This window comes from Stutzerimonas sp. R40042 (assembly GCF_026642215.1).
GTDB classification, from domain to species: Bacteria; Pseudomonadota; Gammaproteobacteria; order Pseudomonadales; family Pseudomonadaceae; genus Stutzerimonas; species Stutzerimonas frequens.
In genome coordinates this window covers 3,320,360-3,345,414 of record NZ_CP113258.1, presented here as the reverse complement: position 1 = coordinate 3,345,414, position 25,055 = coordinate 3,320,360, and the positions used below count along the sequence as shown (strand labels likewise).

General features: G+C 65.4%; 16 protein-coding genes. 8 read left to right on the top strand and 8 right to left on the bottom strand.

The annotated features are described in order from the left end of the window. The first annotated feature begins 31 nt into the window (after positions 1-31). The gene (ccoM, locus tag OUY36_RS22005) at positions 32-145 is read left to right on the top strand and encodes a cytochrome c oxidase subunit CcoM (RefSeq protein WP_285361209.1); all 114 of its coding nucleotides are present in this window, start codon (positions 32-34) and stop codon (positions 143-145) included. 68 nt (positions 146-213) lie between these two features. Here the strand turns inward: ccoM and pulA are convergent, their stop codons facing one another. Together pulA and OUY36_RS15805 are read right to left on the bottom strand one after the other, a co-directional pair. Further along, positions 214-3,333 (bottom strand): pullulanase-type alpha-1,6-glucosidase, encoded by a 3,120-nt coding sequence (gene pulA / locus OUY36_RS15810; RefSeq protein WP_267935042.1) that lies wholly within the window; start codon positions 3,331-3,333, stop codon positions 214-216. 229 nt (positions 3,334-3,562) lie between these two features. Next, positions 3,563-4,033, bottom strand: a complete 471-nt coding sequence (locus tag OUY36_RS15805) for a MaoC family dehydratase (protein WP_063542590.1) — start codon at positions 4,031-4,033, stop codon at positions 3,563-3,565. A 274-nt stretch (positions 4,034-4,307) separates the two neighbouring features. On the opposite strand from OUY36_RS15805, the gene fadD2 reads away from it, so the two are divergent. The 7 genes from fadD2 (at position 4,308) to OUY36_RS15770 (ending at position 17,916) form a co-directional block, all read left to right on the top strand. Beyond that, positions 4,308-5,996, top strand: coding sequence for a long-chain-fatty-acid--CoA ligase FadD2 (fadD2, locus tag OUY36_RS15800; protein ID WP_133456459.1), 1,689 nt, complete (start codon positions 4,308-4,310; stop codon positions 5,994-5,996). A 223-nt stretch (positions 5,997-6,219) separates the two neighbouring features. Beyond that, positions 6,220-7,911: a long-chain-fatty-acid--CoA ligase FadD1 gene (fadD1, locus tag OUY36_RS15795; RefSeq protein WP_133456460.1), complete on the top strand. Its 1,692-nt coding sequence runs from the start codon at positions 6,220-6,222 to the stop codon at positions 7,909-7,911. Between the two features lie 173 nt (positions 7,912-8,084). Continuing rightward, the gene (locus OUY36_RS15790) at positions 8,085-9,770 is read left to right on the top strand and encodes a methyl-accepting chemotaxis protein (RefSeq protein ID WP_267935039.1); all 1,686 of its coding nucleotides are present in this window, start codon (positions 8,085-8,087) and stop codon (positions 9,768-9,770) included. 241 nt (positions 9,771-10,011) lie between these two features. Then, the gene (locus OUY36_RS15785; RefSeq protein WP_267935037.1) at positions 10,012-11,616 is read left to right on the top strand and encodes a M28 family metallopeptidase; all 1,605 of its coding nucleotides are present in this window, start codon (positions 10,012-10,014) and stop codon (positions 11,614-11,616) included. 114 nt (positions 11,617-11,730) lie between these two features. After that, positions 11,731-15,849: an ATP-dependent RNA helicase HrpA gene (hrpA, locus tag OUY36_RS15780; protein ID WP_267935035.1), complete on the top strand. Its 4,119-nt coding sequence runs from the start codon at positions 11,731-11,733 to the stop codon at positions 15,847-15,849. A gap of 32 nt (positions 15,850-15,881) precedes the next feature. Next, positions 15,882-16,793: an EamA family transporter RarD gene (gene rarD / locus OUY36_RS15775; protein ID WP_267935034.1), complete on the top strand. Its 912-nt coding sequence runs from the start codon at positions 15,882-15,884 to the stop codon at positions 16,791-16,793. A 118-nt stretch (positions 16,794-16,911) separates the two neighbouring features. Beyond that, on the top strand, positions 16,912-17,916 hold the full coding sequence (locus OUY36_RS15770; protein WP_267935032.1) for a potassium channel family protein: 1,005 nt from the start codon (positions 16,912-16,914) through the stop codon (positions 17,914-17,916). A 35-nt stretch (positions 17,917-17,951) separates the two neighbouring features. On the opposite strand, the gene OUY36_RS15765 is transcribed toward OUY36_RS15770, so the two are convergent. From OUY36_RS15765 to OUY36_RS15740, 6 genes are all read right to left on the bottom strand, one after another. Then, on the bottom strand, positions 17,952-18,800 hold the full coding sequence (locus OUY36_RS15765; protein ID WP_267935031.1) for an FHA domain-containing protein: 849 nt from the start codon (positions 18,798-18,800) through the stop codon (positions 17,952-17,954). 57 nt (positions 18,801-18,857) lie between these two features. Continuing rightward, entirely contained in the window at positions 18,858-20,414 is a 1,557-nt protein-coding gene (locus tag OUY36_RS15760; protein ID WP_267935029.1) for a serine/threonine-protein kinase, read from the bottom strand. 18 nt (positions 20,415-20,432) lie between these two features. Further along, complete coding sequence (locus tag OUY36_RS15755; RefSeq protein WP_267935027.1) at positions 20,433-21,209, bottom strand: PP2C family protein-serine/threonine phosphatase; 777 nt, start codon at positions 21,207-21,209, stop codon at positions 20,433-20,435. Between the two features lie 182 nt (positions 21,210-21,391). Beyond that, complete coding sequence (locus OUY36_RS15750) at positions 21,392-22,207, bottom strand: alpha/beta fold hydrolase (RefSeq protein ID WP_267935025.1); 816 nt, start codon at positions 22,205-22,207, stop codon at positions 21,392-21,394. Positions 22,208-22,321: 114 nt separating this feature from the next. Beyond that, entirely contained in the window at positions 22,322-23,329 is a 1,008-nt protein-coding gene (locus OUY36_RS15745; protein ID WP_267935023.1) for a ribonuclease Z, read from the bottom strand. Positions 23,330-23,488: 159 nt separating this feature from the next. Beyond that, positions 23,489-25,042 carry a type IV pilus assembly protein FimV gene (locus OUY36_RS15740; protein ID WP_267935021.1) on the bottom strand — a complete coding sequence of 518 codons (1,554 nt, stop codon included), beginning with the start codon at positions 25,040-25,042 and terminating at the stop codon, positions 23,489-23,491. Positions 25,043-25,055 lie beyond the last annotated feature (13 nt).

Sequence of the window (25,055 nt, the reverse complement as noted above, 5' to 3'; positions counted from 1 at the left end):
AACAGCGAATCAGGTTTCGGAGGTAGGTCTCATGTTTGTCGATAATGTGGTGCTCGCAGGGGTGGTCACGGTCGGCCTGATGGTCGCCTTCTTCGCAGGTTTCGGATATTTCGTTTGGCGGGATGCCCACAAGAAAAAGGGCTGATTCCGTCGAACACAAGGGCACGCAAGGCATTTAGGCGACCTCTGGTCGCCTTTTTTTTGCCTCGTGATTTACCGACGCGTCTGCGCTTGGACGAACACGGTCGTGGTGAAAGCCGGCACCTCGAATTCCCCATTGCTCACGGTAGCCTGGCGAGCGATCGGGTCGACCGAGCCTTCGAGCAGCGGATGCAGCCGATAGCCATCCGCCCCTGACAGACGAACCTGCTTGTCCGACGCATTGATCACCACCATCAGCGAGCTGTAGCGGGGGTCCAGATCACGGCCGGCGCGCGGTCCATCGGCCAGGCTGTAGGCGATCACCCCGGGCTGCTGCTCGGGTCCGGTGTTGTGGAACTGCAGGCGCCGCTGCACCTCGCGGGCGTTGTCGAGCTGGAATAGCGTGCTGTCGCTGCGAATTTTCAGCAGCTCCAGAAAGCGCCGCTTTGCGGTGACGATGTCGGCGGCGCCCGGTTCGGCCTGCGGGTCGACGATGATCCTGCGAATCAGCGGCCAGTTGTCGCCGTCCTTGTCCGCGCGTGGCAAGCCCTTGTTCCAGTTGTTGTCCTGGTAGCCGAAATCCACCGCGTTGAACCAATCCCCCGAGTCGTAGCTGTCGCGCTGCATGGACTTTGAACGCAGGATGCCCGAGCCGAGATGGATGAACGGCACGCCCTGGCTGAACAGCGGCACCGACAGCGCCACCAGATGCAGGCGGACCCGGTCGGCAACCGACAGGCTGCTGGCGAACTTGTACTGGTTGTTGTCCCACAGCGTCTGGTTATCGTGCTTGGAGACGTAATTGATCGTTTCCTGCGGGTCCAGCGTATAGCCGGCGGGCTGGCCGTTGTAGTCGATCTCGCTGCCCTTGCGTGTGCTGCCGTCGGCAGTGACGAACTGGAAATCACGCAGCCCGCCGGCGATGCCGACGCGGATCAGATCGGCGGCGTGCAGCAGCTGCGCTTTTTCCTGAGCCCCGGCACCGCTCAGCTCGTTGGGCCGCAGGTAGAGGCCGTTGGCGAAGCCCTGGTTGCGACGGATGCTGTCGCCACCATCGAAGGGGCTGCCGCCACGTACCGCATCCCGCTGCCGATCGTTGAAGGTGCCGACACCGGTACCGGCCATGTTCAGCTGGTTGGCATTGATGCCGCGGGCGTTGCCGGCGACCTCGCCGAATTCCCAGCCTTCGCCGTAGAAATAGGTCTCGCGATCGATGCGGCGGACCGCGCGATAGGCATCGACGATCTGCTCGCGCATGTGGTGACCCATCAGATCGAAGCGAAAGCCGGCGATCTTGTAGTCGCGGGCCCAGACCTTCAGCGAGTCGATCATCAGCTTGGCCATCATGCGGTGCTCGCTGGCGGTGTTCTCGCAGCAGGTCGAGGTTTCGACCGCGCCGGTGGTGGGGTTGCGGCGGTGGTAGTAACCGGGCACGACCTTGTCCAGAACCGATTTGTCAGCCAGGCCGGAGGCGTTGGTGTGGTTGTAGACCACGTCCATCACCGTGGCCAGGCCGTTACTGGCGAGCGCCTGCACCATCTGGCGAAACTCGATGATGCGTTGCACGCCTTCGGCGTCACTGGCGTAGCTGCCCTCGGGCGCGGTGAAGTGGAAGGGGTCGTAACCCCAGTTGAAATCGTCCAGCCCGCGCAGGTCGTCGTACAGCGATTGCGCCTGGCCGCTGGCCGGATCGAAGCCCTCAAGCACCTGACGGATGCTCGCCGCTGCGCAGTGCTGCGCCCAGCGCTGACGGGCCTGGTTCGACAGGTCGCAGAGCTTGGCGAAGGGATCGTCGAGGCCGACCCGCCGGGCGGGGTCCTCGTCGATGGTGGCGATGTCGAACACCGGCAGCAGCTGAACGTGGGTGAGCCCGGCCTTCTGCAGGTCACGCAGGTGACGCATGCCGTTGCTGTCATGTCGGGTAAACGCGGCGTAGGTGCCGCGCAGCTCCGCCGGCAGGCTGGTGTCGCTGGCGCTGAAGTCGCGCAGATGGGTTTCGTAGATCACGCTCGCTTCGGGACGCTCCGGGCGTGGCGGACGCACCGCATCCCAGCCGGCGGGCTTGAGGTCATCGGCATTCAGGTCGACCACCTGGGCGTACTGGCTGTTGCGTGACAGGCTCAGGGCGTAGGGGTCGCTGACCAGCGTCGTCTCGACGCTGCCGGTGCTGGGTCGGTAGGCGGTGACTTCATACTGGTAATACTGCCGATCCAGCGAGCGCGGGCCTTCCAGGCTCCAGACGCCGAGCCGCTCTCGCATAGGCTTGGGATAGCCGGGTAGCAGCCGTTTGGCGGCATCGAACACATGTAGGCGAACCCGCTGCGCGGTCGGTGCCCAGAGCTTGAAGGACACACCTCTGGAATCAAGCGTCGCGCCCAGCTTGCCGTTGTAGGCGAACAGCATGTCGAGGATGCCGGCGGTCTGCACTTCGGTGGCATCGATGACCCGGTCGTCCGCATCATAGGCAATTACCACTAGCTGGCTCATCACGGCGCGGCGAATGTCTCTCACACCTGCCGTGAGTTGGTAAGCGGGGGCGTCGGCCAGATGCGGGTGCTGGCGCCTGAGGCCGTTGCGCAGGCTGGACGGCTGCATCGCCAGGACCTGCCCGCCGCTGACGGTGCGCGCCTCGCTGTCGATGCGGATGCTGGCATCGTGGGCATAGCGCAACTCGACGCGGCTGGCGCCCGGTGCGCCGCCCACCAGCGCGAGCGTAAACGGATCGAGCCAGTGCGCACGGGCTCCCTTGATCGCCACGCCGCTGCCGCTTAGTGGCGTGCTGGACAGTTGCGGGTTGCCGCTGACCGTGAAGACGCGACGGCCGAGCTCGTCGAAGCGCCAGACCAGGTCGGTACCGCCCAGATCCTTCTCGTCGCCCTTGTGCATGATCAGGTTCAGGCAGCTGGCGTCGGCGCTCAGCGGGATGCGATAGAGCGCGCCGTATTCGGGGTCGGTTTCCGCCGCCGCGAGCGGTTGCGCCCAGCTGGTTTCGGTCGCACTGCCGTTGCAGCCGGCGGTGTTCCACAGATGTGGCCCCCAGCCGTTGTAGTTGCCATCGGCGCGCTGGTAGTAGAGCAGGGCCTCGTCGGGGCCGGGGTCGAGTGGGGCTGCCGAAGTGGGTTGCACGGCCAGCGACAAGCCGCCGAGGACGAGCGCCGCCAGGCGCCGATAAGCGATCGAGCGAGTGAGCATGGGTGAGGGTCCCGTTGTTGTTGTTCTTGTACTGCTCGCTGGATGGTCGGCGCGGGGTATTCGATGCACATCCTTCCGCTGGGGATCCGCTTTAGGCGTAGGCCAGGGCCGTAATAGCGTTCTGCTTGCCCCCCTTGCCGCGCAAAGGTATGGCTGGAAATGCTGAGGGCGCCCATCAGGCGCCCTCGGATTGCCTCGTCGCGCGACGGGGCAGTGACCGCAGGAGTGCTCAGCCGATGGTGATCGGCGGCAGTTCCTTCAGTTCGACGGTTTCCTGCTTGCGCGGCGCAAGCACTTCGGCTTCGCCGTCGACCACCAATTCGTCGTTCTGATTGAACACGCGGGTGGCGATGCGCACGCGGTTCTTCGGCAGCTTCTCGAGAATTTCCAGGCGCACGCTCAGCGTGTCACCGATTTTCACCGGACGGGTGAACTTCATGGTCTGGCCGAGATAGATGGTGCCCGGGCCCGGCATGGTGCAAGCCACGGCGGCGCTGATCAGTGCGCCACTGAACATGCCATGGGCGATGCGTTCCTTGAACAGGGTGCCGGCAGCGAACTCGGCGTCCAGGTGCACCGGGTTGCGATCGCCGGACATCGCGGCGAACAGCTGGATATCCTTTTCCTCGACGTGTTTTTCGTAGCTCGCCTGCTGGCCGACCTCCAGGTCGGAGTAAGGCGTGTTGCTGATGGTGCTCATGGAATGTCCTCAGGCTGGTCGGCGCACCGGATGCTGCGGCCGATGGATCGAAGCGAGTCGCGCGATCCCAGATGACCGGTGTCGGCGCGCTGGGGCTGCATTCTAGAGGCACGGGCTGCACTTGTCCCGGCGCCGGGCCGCGCGATGCCGTGACGAAAGATTCACAGCAGTGATTAATGCGGCTTGGGCTGTTGCGTCGCGATGCCGACCTGATAAGTTCGCCAGAGCCCGCTGCGCGCGGGCCAGACACTCTCAGGTAACGAGGCCAATAACAATGCAGCCTGAATTCTGGAATGACAAACGCCCTGCCGGCGTGCCCAACGAGATCGATCTAGGTGCTTACCGCTCGGTCGTCGAGGTGTTCGAGCGTGCCTGCAAGACTCACGCGGACCGCCCTGCATTCAGCAACATGGGTGTCACCCTCAGTTACTCCGATCTGGAGCGCCACTCCGCCGCTTTTGCCGCCTGGCTGCAGCACCACACCGATCTGCAGCCAGGCGACCGCATCGCCATTCAGATGCCCAACCTGCTGCAGTACCCCATCGCGGTGTTCGGCGCGCTGCGTGCAGGACTCATCGTGGTCAATACCAACCCGCTGTACACCGCGCGGGAGATGCGGCACCAGTTCCAGGATTCCGGCGCGCGGGCGCTGGTGTACCTCAATACCTTCGGCCACCACGTGCAGGAGGTGCTGCCCGACACCGCCATCGAGCACCTGATCGAAGTGCGCATCGGCGATATGTTGCCAGCCCTGAAAGGTGTGCTGGTCAACGCCGCGGTCAAGCACGTGAAGAAGATGGTGCCGGATTACAGCCTGCCGCAAGCCGTTTCCTTCAAGAGCGTGCTGGGTGACGGGGCCCGCCACAACCACAAGCCGGCAGCCTTGGAGCCCGATCACGTCGCCGTGCTGCAGTACACCGGTGGTACCACGGGTGTGGCCAAGGGCGCGATGCTCACTCATGGCAATCTCGTGGCGAACATGCAGCAGGTTCGGGCAAACATGCAGCAGCTGGATGAGCATGGCCATCCGGTGATCCGTGAGGGTCAGGAAGTGATGATCGCGCCGCTGCCGCTCTACCATATCTATGCCTTCACGGCGAATTGCATGTGCATGGTGGTGACCGGCAACCACAACGTGCTGATCACCAATCCCCGGGATATCAACGGTTTCGTCAAGGAGCTGCAGCGCTGGCAGTTCTCCGGCTTTCTCGGGCTCAACACCTTGTTCGTCGCGCTGATGGCCCACCCGCAGTTCAACAAGATCGACTTCTCCCGTCTCAAAGGCACCAACTCCGGTGGCACCGCGCTGGTTTCGGCGGTCGCCGAGCGCTGGAAGAGCATGACCGGCTGCACCGTCGTCGAAGGCTATGGCCTGACCGAAACCTCGCCGGTTGTTTGCGCGAATCCGTACGGTGAGCACTCCCGTCTTGGTACCGTCGGGCTGCCGGTGCCCGGGACCACGGTGAAGGTCATCGATGACGAGGGCAATGCCTTGCCGCTCGGCGAGCGTGGGGAGCTGTGCGTCAAGGGCCCGCAAGTGATGAAGGGCTATTGGCAGCGTCCCGAAGCGACTGCCGAGGTGCTGGACGAGGAGGGCTGGCTGAAGACCGGCGACATCGCGGTGATCGACCAGGACGGTTTCGTCAGCATCGTCGACCGCAAGAAGGACCTGATCATCGTCTCGGGCTTCAACGTCTACCCCAACGAGATCGAGGACGTGGTGATGGCTCACCCGAAGGTCGCGGCTTGCGCCGCCATCGGTGTGGCGGATGAAAAATCCGGCGAGGCGGTCAAGCTGTTCGTCGTGCCCAGCGATCCGACGCTCACTCAGGAAGAGTTACAGGCTTACTGCCGTGAGAATTTCACCGGCTACAAGATGCCACGGCATTACGTGTTCCGGGATGCACTGCCGATGACCCCGGTCGGCAAGATCCTGCGTCGGGAGCTGCGCGAAAGCGCCTGACGACGCGAGATGCACTGTCGTTGCAGGAGATAAATGAGGTGACCGGGATATATTTTCCGGTCACTTTATGTCGAATCAACGGTTTCCGGACTCTATTCGCTCCTCGGCAAAGCTGCTAACCTCGGGCACGCTTTTAGCCCGATCAGCGGTACAAAAGTTAACAAATCACAACAAAACAGCTGCCATCGCGCAGTAATAAAGCTGTTGCTTAGGAGTGGGGTTCATGACCGATAACTTCTGGAAGGATAAGTATCCCGTTGGTGTTGCCAGCGAGATCAATCCCAACGAGTACCAGAACATTCAGGCTGTGCTCAAGCAGTCCTGCGAGCGTTTCGCGGACAAGCCGGCCTTCAGTAGCCTCGGCAAGACCCTGACCTACGGTGAGCTGTACAAGCTGTCCGGCGACTTCGCAGCCTACCTGCAGCAGAACACCGATCTCCAGCCGGGCGACCGCATCGCCGTACAGCTGCCCAACCTGATCCAGTATCCCATCGTGGTGTTCGGTGCCATGCGCGCCGGGCTCATCGTGGTCAACACCAACCCGCTGTACACCGCGCGGGAGATGGAACACCAGTTCAACGACGCCGGCGCCAAGGCGCTGGTCTGCCTGGCCAACATGGCGCACCTGGCCGAGGAAGTGCTACCCAAGACCGGCATCAAACACGTGGTCATCACCGAAGTCGCCGACATGCTGCCGCCGCTCAAGCGCATGCTGATCAACGCGGTGGTCAAGCACGTGAAGAAGATGGTGCCGGCCTACAGCCTGCCGAAAGCGGTCAAGCTCAACGACGCGCTGGCACTCGGCCGCGGCAAGGCGGTGAGCGAGGCTTCGCCGAAGAGCGACGAGGTGGCCGTGCTGCAGTACACCGGCGGCACCACCGGCGTGGCCAAGGGCGCCATGCTCACGCACCGCAACCTCGTCGCCAACATGTTGCAGTGCAAGGCGCTGATGGGTTCGAACCTCAATGACGGCAGCGAAGTGCTGATCGCGCCGTTGCCGCTCTACCACATCTACGCCTTCACCTTTCACTGCATGGCGATGATGCTCAGCGGCAACCACAACATCCTGATCTCCAACCCGCGCGACCTGCCAGCGATGATCAAGGATCTGTCCAAGTACCGCTTCAGCGGCTTCGTCGGCCTCAATACGCTGTTCGTCGCGCTGTGTAACAGCGAAGACTTCCGCAAGCTCGATTTCTCGGCGCTGAAGATCACGCTGTCCGGTGGCATGGCGCTGCAGCTGGCCACGGCCGAGCGCTGGAAGCAGGTCACCGGATGCTCGATCTGCGAAGGCTACGGCCTGACCGAGACCAGCCCGGTGGCCTCGGTCAACCCGATCGAGCACATCCAGCTCGGCTCCATCGGCATTCCGGTGCCCTCGACGCAGTTCAAGGTCATCAACGACGACGGTCAGGACCTTCCGCAGGGCGAGATCGGCGAGTTGTGCATCAAGGGCCCGCAGGTGATGAAGGGCTACTGGCAGCGCCCCGAGGCCACCGCTGAGGTGATCGACGCGGATGGTTGGTTCAAGACCGGCGACATCGGCGTGATCCAGGAAGACGGCTACATCCGCATCGTCGACCGCAAGAAGGACATGATCCTGGTGTCCGGCTTCAATGTGTATCCCAACGAGCTGGAAGACGTGCTCGCCAGCCTGCCGGGCGTGCTGCAGTGCGCTGCCATCGGCGTCCCGGACGAGAAATCCGGTGAGGCGATCAAGCTGTTCGTGGTGGTCAAGCCGGGCGAGAGCCTGACCAAGGAGCAGGTCATGCAGCACATGCATGACAACCTGACGGGCTACAAGCGCCCGCGCTACGTGGAATTTCGCGACAGCCTGCCGACCACCAACGTCGGCAAAATCCTGCGCCGCGAGCTGCGTGACGAGGAGCTGCGCAAGCTCGGCCACAAGCAGTAAACGCAGCTGTTGTGAAAAGAACCCGCTTCGGCGGGTTTTTTTCGTTTTTGCGAACGGCGTTTCATCGGCAGCGCCTTCGAGAGCTTTAGTTAGCGCTTGGTAGCGTTCTTCTCATCCTGTAGTAGGTGGCACAATAGCCCTACTTAACCATTTAGTTTGTAGGGGAATATCGGATGCTGTCGTCACTACGTCTGCGAGTGAAACTGCTGCTGCTTGCCCTTGGTCCGATCCTGCTCCTCGCGATCCTGCTCAGCGGCGTCGCCGTGGTCGAGCTGCAGGACTTGGCCGATCAGCAGGAAGCACAGACCCGTGCCAGCCTCGTTCGTGATCGCCGGGCCGAGCTCGAGCACTACGTGCAACTGGCACGCAATGCGATTGCGCCGATCTACGAGCGCTCGGCCGAGGGCGATCTGCAGGCGCGGGCTGAGGCCGTGGCGCTGCTCGAGCGGCTGGCCTACGGCCGCGAAGGTTATTTCTGGGGCTACGATGGCCAGTTCTTGCGCGTGTTCCAGGGTGACACCCACGAGCGCATCGGCGAGAGCTTCGCCGATTTTCAGGACCCGAATGGCGTGTATGCCATCCGTGAACTGGTCAAGGCCGGTCAGAATGGCAGCCATTTCGTCGACTACAGCTTCGCGGTGCCGGGCAGCGATGCGCTGGTGCCCAAGGTCGGTTACGCCGAATACCTGCCGAAGTGGAACCTGGCGTTCGGCACGTCGCTGAACCTCGACGACGTCGAGCGCGATGTGGTCGAGGCCCGTGCGGTTTTCCAGGCGCGTATCGACAGCCTGACGATGATCATGCTCGGCGCCGCGTTGCTGCTGCTGGTGCTGATGGCCGGGCTCGCGGTACTGATGAGCAATGCCATCCTGCGTCCACTGCTGCAGATCAAGCAGAACCTCGACGATATGGCGCAGGGCGACGGTGACCTGACGCATCGCCTGCCGATCACCAGCCAGGACGAGCTGGGTGAGCTGGCCACCTCGTTCAATCGCTTCGTCGAGAAGATCCATTCGCTGGTACAGCAGGTGGCCGGCACCACCACCCAGCTGACCGGTCTGGTCGCGGCCGTGGCCAGCCAGGCGCAGCGTTCGGAGCAGGCCATGGCCGACCAGCGCAGCGAGACCGATCAGGTCGCCACGGCGATCAACGAGATGTCCGCTGCGGCCAATGAAGTGGCGATGAGCGCCCAGCGCGCGGCCGAAGCGGCACGCGAGACCGATCAGCAAGGCGTTGCGGCCAAGCAGGTGGTGGACCAGAGCATTCGCCAGATTCATGAACTGGTGGGCGAGCTGCGCGACAGTGGCGAGTCGCTGGAAGGCCTGCAGCAGGACGTGAAAGGCATCGTCGGCGTGCTCGACGTGATCCGCGCCATTGCCGAGCAGACCAACCTGCTGGCGCTCAACGCCGCCATCGAGGCAGCCCGTGCCGGCGAGGCCGGACGCGGTTTCGCCGTGGTCGCCGACGAAGTTCGCGCGCTGGCCAGCCGCACGCAGCAGAGCACCGGCGAGATCCAAGGCATGATCGACCGCCTGCAGAGCGCCACCTCCAACACCGTCGCCACCATGCTGCGGGCGGGCGAGAAGGGCGAGAGCACCCGTGACCAGGCCAACCAGGCCGGCGAATCGCTGGACGCCATCTCCGCTCTGATCGGCACCATCAATTCGATGAACGCGCAGATCGCCGCCGCCGCCGAGGAGCAGACCGCGGTGGCCGAGGAGATCAACCGCAGCGTGCACCATATTGCCGATGCGGTGGACGGCGTCGCCAGCGACGCCGCCCAGGGCGCGCAGACCTCCCGCGAGCTCAACGGCCTGGCCGAGCGCCTGCAAAAGCTGGTGGGCCAGTTCCGCATCTGACCCAGCCAGGCGGCAGGCGCAATGCCTGCCGCCAAGGCGCGGCATTCGCTGCCGAACGCCTGTGATCTTCAGCGAAGTTCCTTCATCCCGATCAGCGGTAGTACCGGCGGGCGGTTGCGCCAGAACGAGACGGTGGCCGTCCGGTCTAGCTCCCTATGGCCGCGTCCGCTGATTGCCGTAGGGGACGATGGCGCAAGCCATGCGGCCTGCCCATCAATCTCGTTGCAAGGATGAGTTACCCATGCACAAGAAAAACAATGCTGTTCGGGTAGTTGCTTCTCTCGCATTGATCGCCAGCAGCGCCGCATTTGCCGCGCCGAATGCCGATACCGCTCAATTCAACGACTTCTGGACGCCGGCCAAGCCGAATGCGGCGCTGTGCCGATCGCCCTTGCTGGTTGGCACGCCGATCGGCCTGCCGCGCTGCATGCAGGCGAGCAACGTCATGAAGCACCTGGAAGCGCTGCAGGACATCGCCGCGCTCAACGGAGGCAATCGTGCCTCCGGCCAGCCGGGCTACCAGGCCTCCCTCGATTATGTGCGCAGCCGGCTGCAGCGCGCCGGCTATCGTGTCGAGGTGCAAACCTTTCCCTTCCTCGCGTTCTATCCGGCCAATCCCGGTACGCTGAGCGCCGTGGCGCCACAAACGGTGCAGTACGTCTGGGAGGAAGATTTCACCTATGCCGATCAGACCGATCCGGGCAATGTCACCGCACCGGTGGTGCCGGTGGACCTGGCGCTCGGTGCCGGCAACACCTCTACCAGCGGCTGTGAACCGGAAGACTTCGCCGGCTTCCCGGCCGGTGCCATCGCGCTGATGCAGCGCGGCAGCTGTGCGTTCGGGCAGAAGGCGACGAATGCCGCCGCAGCCGGCGCGGCCGGAGCCATCATCTTCAACCAGGGCGACACCGAGGACCGTAAGGGCCTGCTGGTCGCCACCCTGGGCGAGGACTATGCGGGCGGCATTCCGGTGCTGTTCTCGACCTACGACAACGGCGTGGCCTGGTCGCAGGTCGCCGGGCTGCAGCTGAGCATGAACGTCGACGTGGTGCGCGAACAGACCGAAACCTACAACCTGCTGGCCGAGACGCGCCGCGGCGATCCGAGCAATGTGGTGATGGTCGGTGCGCACCTGGATTCGGTGTTCGAAGGCGCCGGCATCAACGACAACGGCTCGGGCAGTGCCGCGCTGCTGGAAATGGCGTTGCTGATGAGCAGGGCACGGCCGGAGAACAAGGTTCGCTTCGCCTGGTGGGGCGCGGAGGAGTCGGGGCTGGTGGGCTCGACCTACTACGTCAACCAGCTGCCGGACGAGCAGAAGCAGCGCATCAAGGCCTACCTGAACGTCGACATGATCGGCTCGCCGAACTACGCCAACTTCATCTATGACGGCGACGGCTCGGATTTCGGCCTGCAGGGTCCGCCCGGCTCGGCCGCCATCGAAAGGCTGCTGCGCACCTACTTCCAGCTGCGCAACGCGCCGTCGGAAGGCACCGAGATCGACTTCCGCTCCGACTACGCACAGTTCTTCGAGGACGGCATTGCCTTCGGCGGGCTGTTCACCGGCGCCGAGGACATCAAGACCGAGGAGCAGGCGCAGCGTTACGGAGGCGCAGCCGGCCAGTCGTTCGATCCCTGCTACCACAACGAATGCGACGACCTCGGCAACATCTCCATTGAGGCGCTGGAGTTGCACGGCGATGCGCTGGCCTTCGCCACCAGCTGGCTGTCGCTGTCGACCAAGATGATCGATGACGAGATCGCCGCAGCGGCCGAGCAGAGCATTGGCAGCATGCGCATCCAGCAGGTGCAGGAGAAGTCGCGCTGGGGTCACTGGATCCGTTGATCGGCTGAACACCGCGCCGGCATGCCGGCGCGGTCCCTGCACAACCCTTTCCCTTCGGCCGGCCGGGCAAATCTGCGACAATCGCGCCCTTCTCGAATTGCCCCACGGCTGTCCATGACCGACGCAACGCCCGCTATCGATACCCTGCTGAAGAATCTCGACCAGGCCCTGTTCGCCGATCGCCACCGCCTGCGCCGGCAGCTGCACGAGCTGAGAAAGAAGCCGGACGAGGCCAAACTGGCCCAGTGGCTGGAACGTTTTCAGGCCTCCGCGGCCAAGGTCGAGGCTCGCCGCCAGAGTGTGCCGAGCATTCGCTACGACGACAGCCTGCCAATCGCGGCCAAGCGCGACGAGATCAAGGCCGCACTGGAAAAGCATCAGGTGCTGGTGATCGCCGGTGAGACCGGCTCGGGGAAGACCACCCAGCTGCCGAAGATCTGTCTGGAGATCGGCCGGGGCGTACACGGGCTGATCGGCCATACCCAGCCGCGCCGGCTCGCGGCACGCAGCGTCGCCACCCGCGTCGCCGAGGAGCTCGGCGCGCCCCTGGGCGAGCTGGTGGGCTATCAGGTGCGCTTCGAGGACCAGAGTACCGAGCGCACGCTGATCAAGCTGATGACCGACGGTATCCTGCTGGCCGAGACGCAGCACGATCGCTTTCTGGAAAAGTACGACACGATCATCGTCGACGAGGCCCATGAGCGTTCGCTGAATATCGACTTCCTGCTCGGCTTCCTCAAGACGCTGCTGCCGCGCCGGCCGGATCTGAAGGTGATCATCACTTCGGCGACCATCGATCTGGAGCGCTTTTCCGAGCACTTCGACGGTGCACCCATCGTCGAGGTTTCCGGGCGCACCTACCCGGTGGAAACCTGGTATCGGCCACTGGCGGCGGAGATCGACGAGGACGGCAACCGGGTGGAAGACGACCTGACCGTCGACCAGGGCATCCTCGCCGCGCTGGACGAGATTGCCGCCCACGAGCGCAGCGTTGGCCAGCGTCCCGGCGATGTGCTGGTGTTCCTGCCTGGCGAGCGGGAAATCCGCGACGCCGCCGAGGTGCTGCGCAAGGCCAATCTGAAGTTCACCGAGGTGCTGCCGCTGTATGCGCGGCTGACGCCGGCCGAACAGCAGAAGATCTTCCAGCCGCGACCGGGGCGCAAGATCGTGCTGGCCACCAACGTCGCAGAGACCTCGCTGACCGTGCCGGGCATCCGCTATGTGATCGATTCCGGCACCGCGCGCATCAGCCGCTACAGCTACCGCGCCAAGGTTCAGCGCCTGCCGATCGAGGCGGTGTCCCAGGCCAGTGCCAACCAGCGCAAGGGCCGCTGCGGGCGGGTCGAGCCGGGTATCTGCATTCGCCTGTACAGCGAGGAGGATTTCCTCGGTCGGCCGGAATTCACCGACCCGGAGATCCTGCGCACCAACCTCGCCGCGGTGATCCTACAGATGCTGCATCTGCGCCTGGGCGACATTCAGGATTTCCCCTTCATCGAGCCGCCGGATGGCAAGGCCATCAGCGACGGCTTCAACCTGTTGCAGGAGCTCTCGGCGGTCAACCGCGAGAACCAGCTGACCCCGCTGGGCCGCCAGCTGGCGCGCCTGCCGATCGACCCGCGGCTGGGCCGCATGCTGCTCGAAGCCGCGCAGCAGGGCAGCCTGGCCGAGGTGCTGATCGTGGCCAGCGCTCTGTCGGTGCAGGATGTGCGCGAGCGCCCGGCCGACCGCCAGCAGGCCGCCGACCAGGCCCATGCGCAATGGAAGGACACGGACTCGGACTTCGCCGCACTGATCAACCTCTGGCGCGGCTTCGAGGAGCAACGCCAGGCGCTGGGCTCCAATGCGCTGCGCAGCTGGTGCCGGAAGAACTTCCTCAACTACCTGCGCCTGCGCGAGTGGCGCGATGCCCATCGCCAGCTGACGCTGATCGTGCGCGAACTCAAGCTTGGCGCGGGCCGGGCGGTGGATGGCTCCGGCCATCCACCCTACGCAAAGGGCAAAACCGATGCCCCGGCGGACGGCCACGTCGCTAAGCATCGTAGGGTGGAAGACGGCGCAGCCTCTTCCACGCGTCCGGCGGGGGCTACCTCCCAACCCGCGCTAACCAAGGACAACAAGGTCAACGCCATCGTCCGCCAGCAGGCCGAAGCCAGCGAGGCCGCGCAGAAAGCCAAGGGTTACGCCGCGGTGCACAAGGCGATTCTTGCCGGCCTGCTCAGCCAGATCGGCAACAAGACCGAGGAGGGCGACTTCCTCGGTGCCCGCCAGCGGCGCTTCTGGGTGCATCCGTCGAGCGTGATCGGGCGCAAGAAACCCAACTGGCTGATGGCCGCGGAACTCGTGGAAACCACCAAGCTGTTCGCGCGCATGGTCGCCAGGATCGAGCCCGACTGGATCGAGCCGCTGGCCGGCCACCTGGTCAAGAAGAACCACTTCGAGCCGCACTGGGAGAAGAAGCGCGGCCAGGTGGTGGCCTACGAGCAGGTGACGCTCTACGGCCTGATCGTGGTTGGCCGCCGCCCGGTGCACTACGGGCCCATCGACCCTCCGGCGGCGCGCGAGCTGTTCATCCGCGAGGGCCTGGTGCGCGGCGAGATCAACAGCCGTGCCCGCGCGCTGGCAGCCAACCGCGAGCTGCTCGAGCGCATGGACGAGCTGGAGGCCAAGGCGCGGCGCCGCGACATCCTCGCCGACGAGGAAACCCTGTTCGGTTACTACGATGCGCGCCTGCCGGTGGACATCTACCAGACCGCCAGCTTCGAGAACTGGTACAAGCGCGAGAGCCAGAAGAACCCGCAGCTCCTGATCATGCGCGAGGAGGACGTGCTCGCCCGCGAGGCCAGCGAGGTCACCGCCGCGCAGTATCCGGACCACCTGCGCATCGGCGAGCTGCAGTTGCCGCTGGAATACCACTTCGAACCCAACCACCCGCGCGACGGCGTAACCCTGCGCGTGCCGGCGCCGCTGTTGCCGCAACTGCGCCGCGAACGGCTCGACTGGCTGGTGCCGGGGCTGATCGAGGCCAAGGCGGTCGCGCTGGTGCGCGGCCTGCCCAAGGCGATCCGCAAGAACTTCGTGCCGGTGCCGGACTTCGTCGGCGCGGCGCTGGCCAAGATCAGCTTTGGCGAAGGCGCCTTGCCCGAGGCGCTGGGCCGCGAGCTCACCCGCATGACCGGCGCCCGCGTGCCGGACGAGGCCTGGGCCGAGGCCGCTGCCGGGCTGGAAAACCACCTGAAGATGAACATCGAGGTGGTCGATGCGCGCGGCAAGTTCCTCGGCGAAGGCCGCGACCTGGCCGAGCTGACCGCGCGCTTCGCCGAGGCCAGCCAAGCCGCGCTGGCGCCGCCGCAGCAGAAGGCCGAGCAGAAGCCGGTCGAGGCCAAGGGTTTTGCCCAGGTCGCGGAAAAGGCGCAGGCGAAGATGGCCGGCCTGTCGATGACGGTCTACCCGGCGCTGGTGGAAGAGGCCGGGGTGGTCAAGGAGGCGCGCTTCCCGACCCAGGCCGAGGCCGACTGGCAGCACCGCCGCGCCCTGCAGCGCCTGTTGCTGCAACAGCTGGCGGAACCCGCCAAGTACCTGCGCCACAAGCTGCCGGGCCTTACCGAGCTGGGCTTGCTCTACCGTGACATGGGCAAGGTCGATGCGCTGGTTGAGGACATCCTGCTGGCCAGCCTGGACAGCTGCATCCTCGACGGCGAGGCCGCGCTGCCGCGTGACGGTGCGGCGCTGGCGTCGCTGGCCGAGCGCAAGCGCGGCGACTGGACCGCGCATGCCGAACGGCTGGCGCGCCTGACACTGGAAATACTCAAGCACTGGCACGGCCTGCAGAAGCGCTTCAAGGGCAAGATCGATCTGGCCCAGGCGGTGGCGCTCAACGACATCAAGGCGCAGCTGGGCAACCTGGTCTATCCGGGCTTTGTTCGCGAAACACCGGCCGAATGGCTGAAGGAATATCCGCGCTATCTGAAGGCCATCGAGCAACGCTTCGAGAAGATCGGCGCGCAGCTGCAGCGCGACCGCGTCTGGTCCGGCGAGCTGGGCGGCTACTGGGAGCAGTACCAGGCGCGGCTGCACAAGCACCAGCAGGAGGGCAAGCGCGATCCTGAACTGGCGCTCTATCGCTGGATGCTCGAGGAATATCGCGTCTCGCTCTGGGCACAGCAGTTGGGTACGAAAATGCCGGTATCCGACAAGCGCCTGAACAAGCAATGGAGCCAGGTCAAGCCCTGAGTTCAGGGTCGGCCTCTCATCTGGATCGAGCCATGCACAGCCACAACAGTCTGCCGGGCGTGGCCAGTTCGCTCGGCGCTTCGGCGCTGTTCGCCACGCTGTACTACTACACCACGCTGCTCGAGCCGCTGGACGGCCAGCAGGTCTACGGCTGGCGCATCCTGCTGACCGCCCCCTGCCTGGCACTGCTGCTGCTCGCCATCGGCCGCTGGGGTGAGGTACGGCAGATTGTTGCGCGCTTGCCCGCCGAGCCGCGGCTATGGCTGGCGCTGCCATTGTCCTCGGCGCTGGTCGGGCTGCAGCTGTGGCTGTTCATGTGGGCGCCGATCAACGGCCACGGCCTGGACGTCTCGCTCGGCTACTTCCTGCTGCCGCTGACCCTGGTGCTCACCGGGCGGCTGCTGTTCGGCGAGGCGATCAGCCGGCTGCAGCGCCTGGCCTGCCTGCTCGCCGCGATCGGCGTCGGCAACGAACTGCTCGGCGCCGCGTCGCTGTCCTGGCCGGTGCTGGCGGTCGCCCTCGGCTATCCGTGCTACTTCGCCCTGCGCCGCAGGATGGGCACCGCCAATCTAGGCGGCCTCTGGCTGGACCTGGTGATCAGCCTGCCGGTCGCCGCATTGTTCGCTGTCGCCCACCGCGACACCTTGCAGCTGCTGACCGCCAGCCCGCGGCTGCTGGTGCTGATCGCCGGCCTCGGTGCGCTCAGCGCGCTGGCCCTGGCGCTGATGATCGTCGCAAGCAAACACCTGAACCTGGCCCTGTTCGGCCTGCTCAGCTACGTCGAACCGGTGTTGCTGGTGGTGGTGGCGCTGCTGCTCGGCGAGACCATCACGGCAGGCCAGTGGCTGACCTATGGGGCAATCTGGGCGGCAATCGGCATTCTCGTCGTCGAGGGCGTGGCTGCTTTGCGTCGCAGCCGTGGGGCCAGCGCAGGGCCTGGCTGAAACCGGCACCGCCAGCTGTCCGGGTGGGTTGCTTGCGCGGAGCGCGCCGGGTGAACTTGTGGAGCGTTGCGCTTTTCCTAATCGGTGAACCCTGATCAAGGAGCAAGGCTTCAAGCTCATGGCGCTATTCACCCTCGGTATCCTGCTGTTTCTGCTTATTGCTGCCGACATCATCAAGACCACGCTTTCGACACGCGGCGGTGGAACGCTCACCAACGCTGTCACTCGGTCGGTATGGGCGCTTTTCTTCAGGGCGGCGGGGCGCCAGGGACGATGCGGATTGCTGCAGTATGCCGGGCAATTCGTCGTGCTCTCGGTGCTGCTGAGCTGGATACTGGGCCTCTGGGCGAGCCTGTTCCTGCTTTTTGCCTCACACCCCGGCTCGATTGTCGACGACGCGACCAAGCTGCCTGCCGATTTGTGGGAAACCTTCTACTACGCCGGTTTCACCCTTTCAACGCTGGGCATCGGCGACTACGCCGCAGCCGCGGACGGCTGGCGTGTGCTGACCAGCGCGGCCGCGTTCTGCGGCCTGACGTTCATCACTGCGGCGATCACCTATATCGTTCCGGTGCTGTCGGCGGTCAGTCTGCAGAACCAGCTCAGCCTACTGGTCAGCAGCATGGGCCGGACACCGCAGGAAATCCTGGTCAACAGCTGGAATGGTGCGGATTTCTCCGGTTTCTACGACAACGTCTCGGAGCTGCGGCAGATGCTGGTCCAGCACACCCTGAACCATCATGCGTACCCGGTCATCCAGTGCTTTCACAATTGCGATGCCGGCAAGAACGTGGTGCCGGCGGTGGTTACGCTCAATGAGGTGTTGAGGCTGCTGCAAAGCGTCAGTGCCGAGATCCCCCAGGATCGGCTCAAACGGCAGATGCTGGGTTCGGCGGTGACTCGGCACCTGGAGCTGCAACGTGCCAGCTACCTTGGTCGAACCCGCCCGAGCGTGGGCGAGGGTGATGTCGATCTGACGCCGTTGGCGGCCGCAGCCATACCGCTGGATGAAGACCGCGTCGCCATCGCGGCGCACGACGAGCGCCGCAGGCTGCTGAGTGCCTTGCTTGAATCGGATGGCTGGAGCTGGCGCGACGTCTATGGCGACTCGGACGGAAACTGACGAACTTGCCGAGGGCTGTGGTCGAACGCTGACGACTACAACATCCTTTGCGCCAGGAGGGCTGCGACGAGCGCTGCTGCCAGCACCCCGAGCAGCAGGCCGATGCGCCAGCCCGACCTGCGCGAAGGATGGCCAGCGGGTATCACGGCTGCAGCTGTGGTGGCGGCATGCAACGGGTTCGGTGTAGCCGGGCGCGGACGTGCGGGTTTGGGCGCAGGCGTGGGCAGATCGGCGGCGCGAACGAACACCGTGGCGTCCTCGTCGACGACTTCCGGCGCGCTGACCTTCGGCCCGATCACCAACAGCGTGGTGTTGCCCAGCTGGATCTGATCGCCCGGCTGCAGCACCGCGGTGCTGACCTTCTGCCGGTTCACCAGCACACCGTTGGCCGAGGCCAGGTCCTTCACCTCCAGCACGTCGCCCTTGAGAAAGAACTCGGCATGGCGGCGCGACAGTTCGGCGTCGCTGAAGCAGAGCTCGCACTTCACCGAGCGGCCGAAGGTCATCGAGCCGGTGATGTGGTACTTGTGGCCCTGGTTCTCGCCCTTCACTACCTGCAGCAACCAGCGGGGCGCGGACGCCACCTTGGCGCCGGCCTTGGCCGGATCGACGATCTGCAGCTCAAGCGTGCCTAGCCGCAGGCGATCACCGGAGCGAATCTGGTAGCGCTCGCCGACCTTCTCGTCGTTGACGTAGGTGCCGCCCACCGTGCCGAGGTCGGTGAGGTAGTAGAAGCGGTGTTCCAGCAGCAGTTCGGCGTGGAACGGCTCTATCCCGGCATCGTTCGCGACCAGCTTGTTGCTGCGGTCCGAGCCGAGGGTGAAACGTTCATCGGCCAGCCAGATGGGGCTCTGCCGGTTGTCGACGAAATGAATCCTGAGCATCTCTGAATCACCCTGAGCAGAGAGGCGATCGGGCGCGAGCCGAGCGATCGCCCGTGATTACTGGTTGAAGATCCGGTTCCACAGGCGCTTGACCGGGTTGGCCGGCGCCTGGGAGCTTTGCGTGGTTGTTGGCGCCGTGCGCGAGGTGCTGGCGGCGGTACGCGGCTTGGGCCGAGGCGCACGCGCTTTGGCAACGCGCTGAGCGTGAGCGTCGTGCAGTGCCAGCAGCGGCGCGTGTTCCGGCGCGGCCTCCAGGCCCTGCTGGATATATTTCAACGCCAGGGCGAACTCGCGTCGTGCGTAGGCCGATTCGGCAAGTTCGACATAGCGCTCGCTGACCCGTGTCAGACCTTCGCGTGCGGCCTGATGCTCCGGCAGCCAGCCGAGCACCTGCTGGTAATAGTGGACGGCGCTGTCTTCGGCCGGCTCCAGTAGCTGGTCGCTGGCCAGTCGCTGCGCCGCCAGCTCCAGGGCTTCGGCGATGCGCGCATCGAGCACGCGGCGCAGGCCGTCGAGCGCTTCGGGGTTATCGGCATCCAGGCGCAGGGCCTGGCGGAAGTAGTAGTCGGCATTGTCGAACGCGGGCGTGGTCAGCTGCCCGACGGCCAGGCGTGATTCGGCACGGCCGAGGAAGTCGCTGATGCGGCTGTACTGCCACCACTGGTAACCACCGAAGCCGAGCACCGCCACCGTGGCCACCACGGCTGCGCTGATTGCCGCCCAGCGGCCGAGGCCGCGCCCGCTCCGCCGGCGACGGCGACTGGGCTTGGCTTCGATGATGACGGCCGGCGCGATGCGCGTCTGGTCCATGTCCGGTTCGGTGAGGGTGTCGATGGCGGCCAGCAGTTCGCGACAGCTGGCGAAGCGCTCGTCTGGTTGCTTGGCCAGCATGCGGTCAAGCAGCGGCTGGTAGCCCGTCAGCGCCGGTGGCAACTGCGGCAGCGGCATCTGCACGTGGTTGAGCACGGTTTGCGGATAGCTGCTGGCGCGGAACGGGTTGGTCCCGGTGAGCATCTCGGCCAGGATCACGCCGAGGCTGTAGATATCGCTGCGGGCATCCAGCGGCTGGCACTGGGCCTGCTCCGGGCTGCTGTAGGCGGGGCTGCCGACGGCGATACCGAAATGCGTGAGTTCGTTGTCCAGTTCCACCGCCTTGGCCACGCCGAAGTCGGTGAGCACGACGCTGCCATCGTCGCGAAAGAGGATGTTGGCCGGCTTCACGTCGCGGTGAACCAGCCCGCCGTCATGTACCACCGCGAGGCCGCCGGCCAGCTGGCGAATGATGTCCAGAGCCCGGGCCGGTGAAAAGACGATGCCGCGATGCTGCGCCAGATCGCCGCCGCCGAGGTATTCCATGGCCAGATAGTGGCGGCCATCGGCGATCTGGCCGATGTCGTGGATGGTGATGATGGCCGGATGGCGCAGCGAGGCGACGATATGGCCTTCCTGGATGAAGCGTTCGGTAAAGGCCGCATCCTCGGTGCGCAGCAGCACCTTGACGGCTACCTCGCGATCCAGGGACAGCTGGGTGGCGAGGTAGACCTCGGCCATGCCGCCCTTGCCGAGTCGTTTGTGCAGGCGATAGCCGGGAATTTCTAGCATCCGATGCGTCATGGAAAAGCTCGTGCCTGGTTACGACTTGAGGGGTTTCAACAGCATGTTGATGAAGCGGCGCCCGCGCGACTCGGTCGCCGGCGGTGTTGCGGTACGGCCGATCACGATGCAGGAAATATTGTCCCGCCCGCCATGTTCGTTGGCCTGGGCGATCAGCTGTTCCACCAGATTCTCGAGCGTGTCGGCGAAGGTGCAGCTGGCCTGGATCTGCGCATCGGTCAGTTCGTTGGTCAAGCCGTCGCTGCACAGCAACAGCAGCTCGTCGGGCTTCAGCGTGCCACAGGTGAAGCCGATCTCCAGCGGCTCCTCACGACCCAGGCAGTGCAGGATGATGTTGCGCCAGGCGTGGCCCTCGGCCTCGGCAGGCTTCAGCTCGCCGGCGTCGATCATCATCTGTACCCAGCTGTGGTCGCGGGTGAGCTGCTCGATGCCGGTGGCGCTGACCAGATAGGCCCGGCTGTCACCAACCCAGGCCAGCTCGAAATCGACGCCATGGAACTGCGCTGCCACCAGTGTGGTGCCCATGCCGTCGTCGCCCGCGGCGTCCAGTACGGCCTGATTGGCCAGGTGGACCGCCGGCTCCAGCGGCTCGCCGGCTTCAATGGCCCGCTGCAGTGCCTCCAGCGCCACGCTGCTGGCGACCTCACCGCACTGGTGCCCGCCCATGCCGTCGGCGATCGCCCAGAGTCCCAGTGCCGGCGCGCAAAGCAGAGCATCTTCATTGTGGCTGCGCCTGCGCCCGGGCGAGCTGATTCCGGCGTGGTCCAGCAAGGAGTCGGTGAGGGTAGGTTGCATGCGTTGACCCGCTGCGGCATGACATCGAGCGAGCATGATGCGTTGGGCCTCGGGTACTGTCATCGGCTGGTACCGAGGCAAGCGCAACACTGTTAACTCGCGCACAGGGGCGAAGCAATCGAACGCGCCCGGACCGGCAGCAGGCCGCTTTGATGCGCTTGGCCTGCGCTCGCGTGCATGCACTAGCTGACCGGCCGCAGAAACTGTGCGATGCGTGCCAGCACCTGCTCCGGTTGTTCGCGGTGCGGCACATGACCGACGCCCGCCAGCAGCACCTGTTCCACCGGCCCGCCGGCGTGGCGGGCGACCAGCTGCGGATGTCTCGCCGAGCCGAATTCATCGCCGTCGCCATGGATGGCCAGCGTCGGGCAACGCACGGCCGGTAGTGCCGCTTCCAGTGACCAGTTGCTGAAGTTCGGGGCGAGCCAGGTGTCGATCCAGGCGCTCAGCACCCAGTCGCTGCGTTCGCCGTGATAGCGGCGCAGACGCTCGCGTTGGGTGGGGTCGGCGAACCAGTTCCTGGCCTGACGGATGCCGTCCAGCGTCTGCGACTCGACGAAGGTCACCGCGGACAGGGTGATCAGCGCCTGGCAGGCCTCGGCGAATCGTGCGGCACAATGCACTGCCATGCTGCCCCCAACGCTGTGGCCGGCCACCACGAAGTGCTCGATGCCCAGGTGCTCGCGTACTGCGGCGAAGCCGGTGCTGGCCTCGTCCTCGACGAAGCTCGCTACAGGCGGCGCAGTCAGGCGATCGGAGCGACCATAACCGAGGCGGTCATAGGCCACCACCGTTCGTCCAGTGGCCTGGCTGAGGGCGGCCGGGAAGTCCCGCCACTGCTCGATGCAGCCGAGCGATTCGTGCAGCAGCAGGATCGGGGCGCGGTTCGGGCGCAACGCATCGGCATCGGGAAACCAACTGCGAATGAACAGCCGTCCCCCGGAGCCCTCCAGCCATAGATCGGTCGGGCTGTTGCCGAGCTTGGTGCTGAGGGTCATCGGGTGCTCCTGGCGTAGGCGGAGCGCATAGCAGTACTGCTCTTTTACGTAAACGTCAACATGCGCCTGCGAATGTATCGGCGGTTCGGTGGCGGCTGGCTTCCCTCTGCCGCATCAGGCGCCGCTCTCGCTGTTGCGACGTGGCGGACGCGAGCTGTCGGGTGGCTCGACGCGGGTCAGGTTGCCGTCTTTGCCCAGATGCAGGCGCATGTAGTCCTCGGCGAGCAGCAGCTGGCCGGCGTACAGTGCAGCGGCTTCAGCCCGCAGATGCTCGATCGAGTGGCCGCGACCGGCGCTCTTCTGGTAGCGCGCGCTGAAATGGGTGAGCACCAGGTTCGGCAGCCCGACCGCCTGTGCAAAGCGCGCCACCGCTGCTGCGGTGCTGTGGCCGAAGTCATTGCGCGCGTCGTTGGCCACGGCCTCGGTATAGGTCGCCTCGTGTACCAGCAGCTGCGCGTCACGACAGGCTTCGGCGAGCAGCTCGGGGCGATCGTTATCGCCACCGACGACGATGCGTCGCGGGGAGCGGCTGAAGCTCAGGTAATCGTCGCTGCGCAGCACTCGGCCTTCATGCTCGATGTCGAAGCCGCGCGCCAGCTGGCCCCAGAGTGGGCCGCGCGGCACGCCGTCACGTTCCAGGCGTTCGATGTCCAGGCGCGGATCGGGGCGCGCCTCGCTGAAGCTGTAGCCGTAGCAGGGCACGCGATGGGACAGCTCGGTCGCCTCGATGCGCATGTTCGGGCTGCGCCACTCGCCGAGTGTCTCGACCGCATGAAAGTCCAGCTCGTAGCTCAGCCAGCTCTGGCTCATGCTCAGGGTCGCCCGCACCCAGGTCTCGATGCCCTGCGGGGCGATGATCGTCAGCGGTGCCTTGCGCCCCATCATGCCGGCACTGGCCAGCAGGCCGGGCAGGCCGTAGCAGTGATCGCCATGCACGTGGGTGATGCAGATGGCGCGCAGGTCGTGCAGCGACAGCGGCGTGCGCAGCAGACGATGCTGGGTGCCTTCGCCGCAATCGATCAGGTACCAGGCCTTGCCGGTGTCCTCCAGCAGCGCCAGCGCGCTGACGTTGCGCGCGCGGGTCGGTGTGCCGGATGAGGTGCCGAGAAATAGCAGGTCCACGAGGCATGTTCTCCAGAAGGGGTCTGATCAGTATGCCTGTACGACTGGTGCGCCAGCTGTCGGTTGCGTAATTGTTCCTCGACGTGTGCCGCCGGCTGAGTATTGCGGAGACGAGGCCAGGGCGAGCGTCGATGCGCCAGCGCACGCGCCCCTTCGCTATCAGGCGCTTTGTGCGAGTCGCGCGTCGCTGCAGCGCTGAGCGCTGTCGTCCTGGTCGAGCAGGGTCGCCAGCAGACTGGTCGCGCGGTCGAGCTCTCCGCGGTCGAGGCAGCCGAGGGCTTCGCTGAGGCCCGCGCGCCAAACGGCATCCCTGTTTTCGGCGGATGCGCTTGCGATCAGCTCGTCCAGTTCGCTTGGCTGACGCAGGCCAACGAGGCCCGGCGCGGTTGGCTGCGGCAGTGTTGCGACGGGGGCCGGCCGTTCGGTTGGATGATGGCCGAGATATTCGTCCACGGTCATCTCGGTGACCATCGGCACCTGGCGCTGGAAGGGGTTGATGTCCGGAAAGGATGCTTCCGCCCGCTTGGCGCCAACGGGACGGGGTTCGACCACCAGCGCTGCCGCTGAGGCCGCTGCGGCCGCCCGGGAGCGTCGGCGCAGCAGCAGGCCCGCGAGAAGAAGAAGCAACGCAGGCACAACCAGTAACGAGCTGCTGAGCGAACTATCCGGCTGCTCCGCCAGTGCGGGCGCAGCCAACGCCGAGGCGAACGGCGCGGCGGATGGCTGATGCGCCACGGCGCCCAGGTCGGACGGCGCTACCTGGGCGATGGAGGGTTCGGTGACGGCCGGGCTTGCCTCGCGCTGCGCCAGGCTTTGCTGCGCTTCGGCGAGCAGGCGGTTCTGGGCCTCCATCTGTGCCTGCAGGCTCACCACCTGGGCTTCGAGCTGGCCGAGCACCTGCTCCAGGCTGCGATCGGGCGTCGCTGAAGGCTCGACGGCGACGTGCTCGATCACCTGTACCGCTGCGACAGATACGGGGTCGCTCGCGGTCGTTGGTGCGGTTGGTCGGGGTGCGGAAGCCTCGACGTGGTCTGGCAGCAGCATCTCGGCACCGACCCGCAGGCGGTTGCGGTCACCGCCGATGAAGGCATCCGGATTCAGCGCATAGAGGTCCGTCATCAGCGCTTCGCGTGAGCCGGCCTTGCCACCTTGCAGTCGCGCGGTGATGGCCCAGAGGCTGTCGCCGGGCTGGATCCGATACCGCTTGCCCTGTCCGGCCATCGGCAGCGTGCGTGCTGGTGCCGGTTCGGCGGGCGGCATGCCGACCACGGCCGGCGTCGGCCGGGCAAGCGGCAGCGCCGGCAGATCCGGTTGGTACAGCGGCGGGTCGAGGAGCAGGGTGTACTCGCGCAGTAGCTGGCCGCCCGGTAGCGTCAGCTCGACGATGAAGTTCAGATAGGGCTCGTTCACCGGTGTGGTGGAGCTCACGCGGATACGCTGACTGCCTGCGTCGAGTGCCGGCACGAAGCTCAGCTTGGCGAGAATGTCTGGCCGCTCGACGCCGGCGCGGGCGAACACATGGTTCGGCGCCAGGCGCACTTTAATGTCATCGGCGCCCAGTCCGCGTGCGTCGATCAGCTCGATGTCCGCCTCGAGCGGCTCGGCCAGCGCCGAATGCAGGCTGATCTCGCCCAGCCCCAGGGCACTGGCCAGGGGTGTGTAGCAGGCGGCAAGCAGGATGAAAGGCCAAACGGCAAGACGAAACGACGACATAAACATTCCGGGT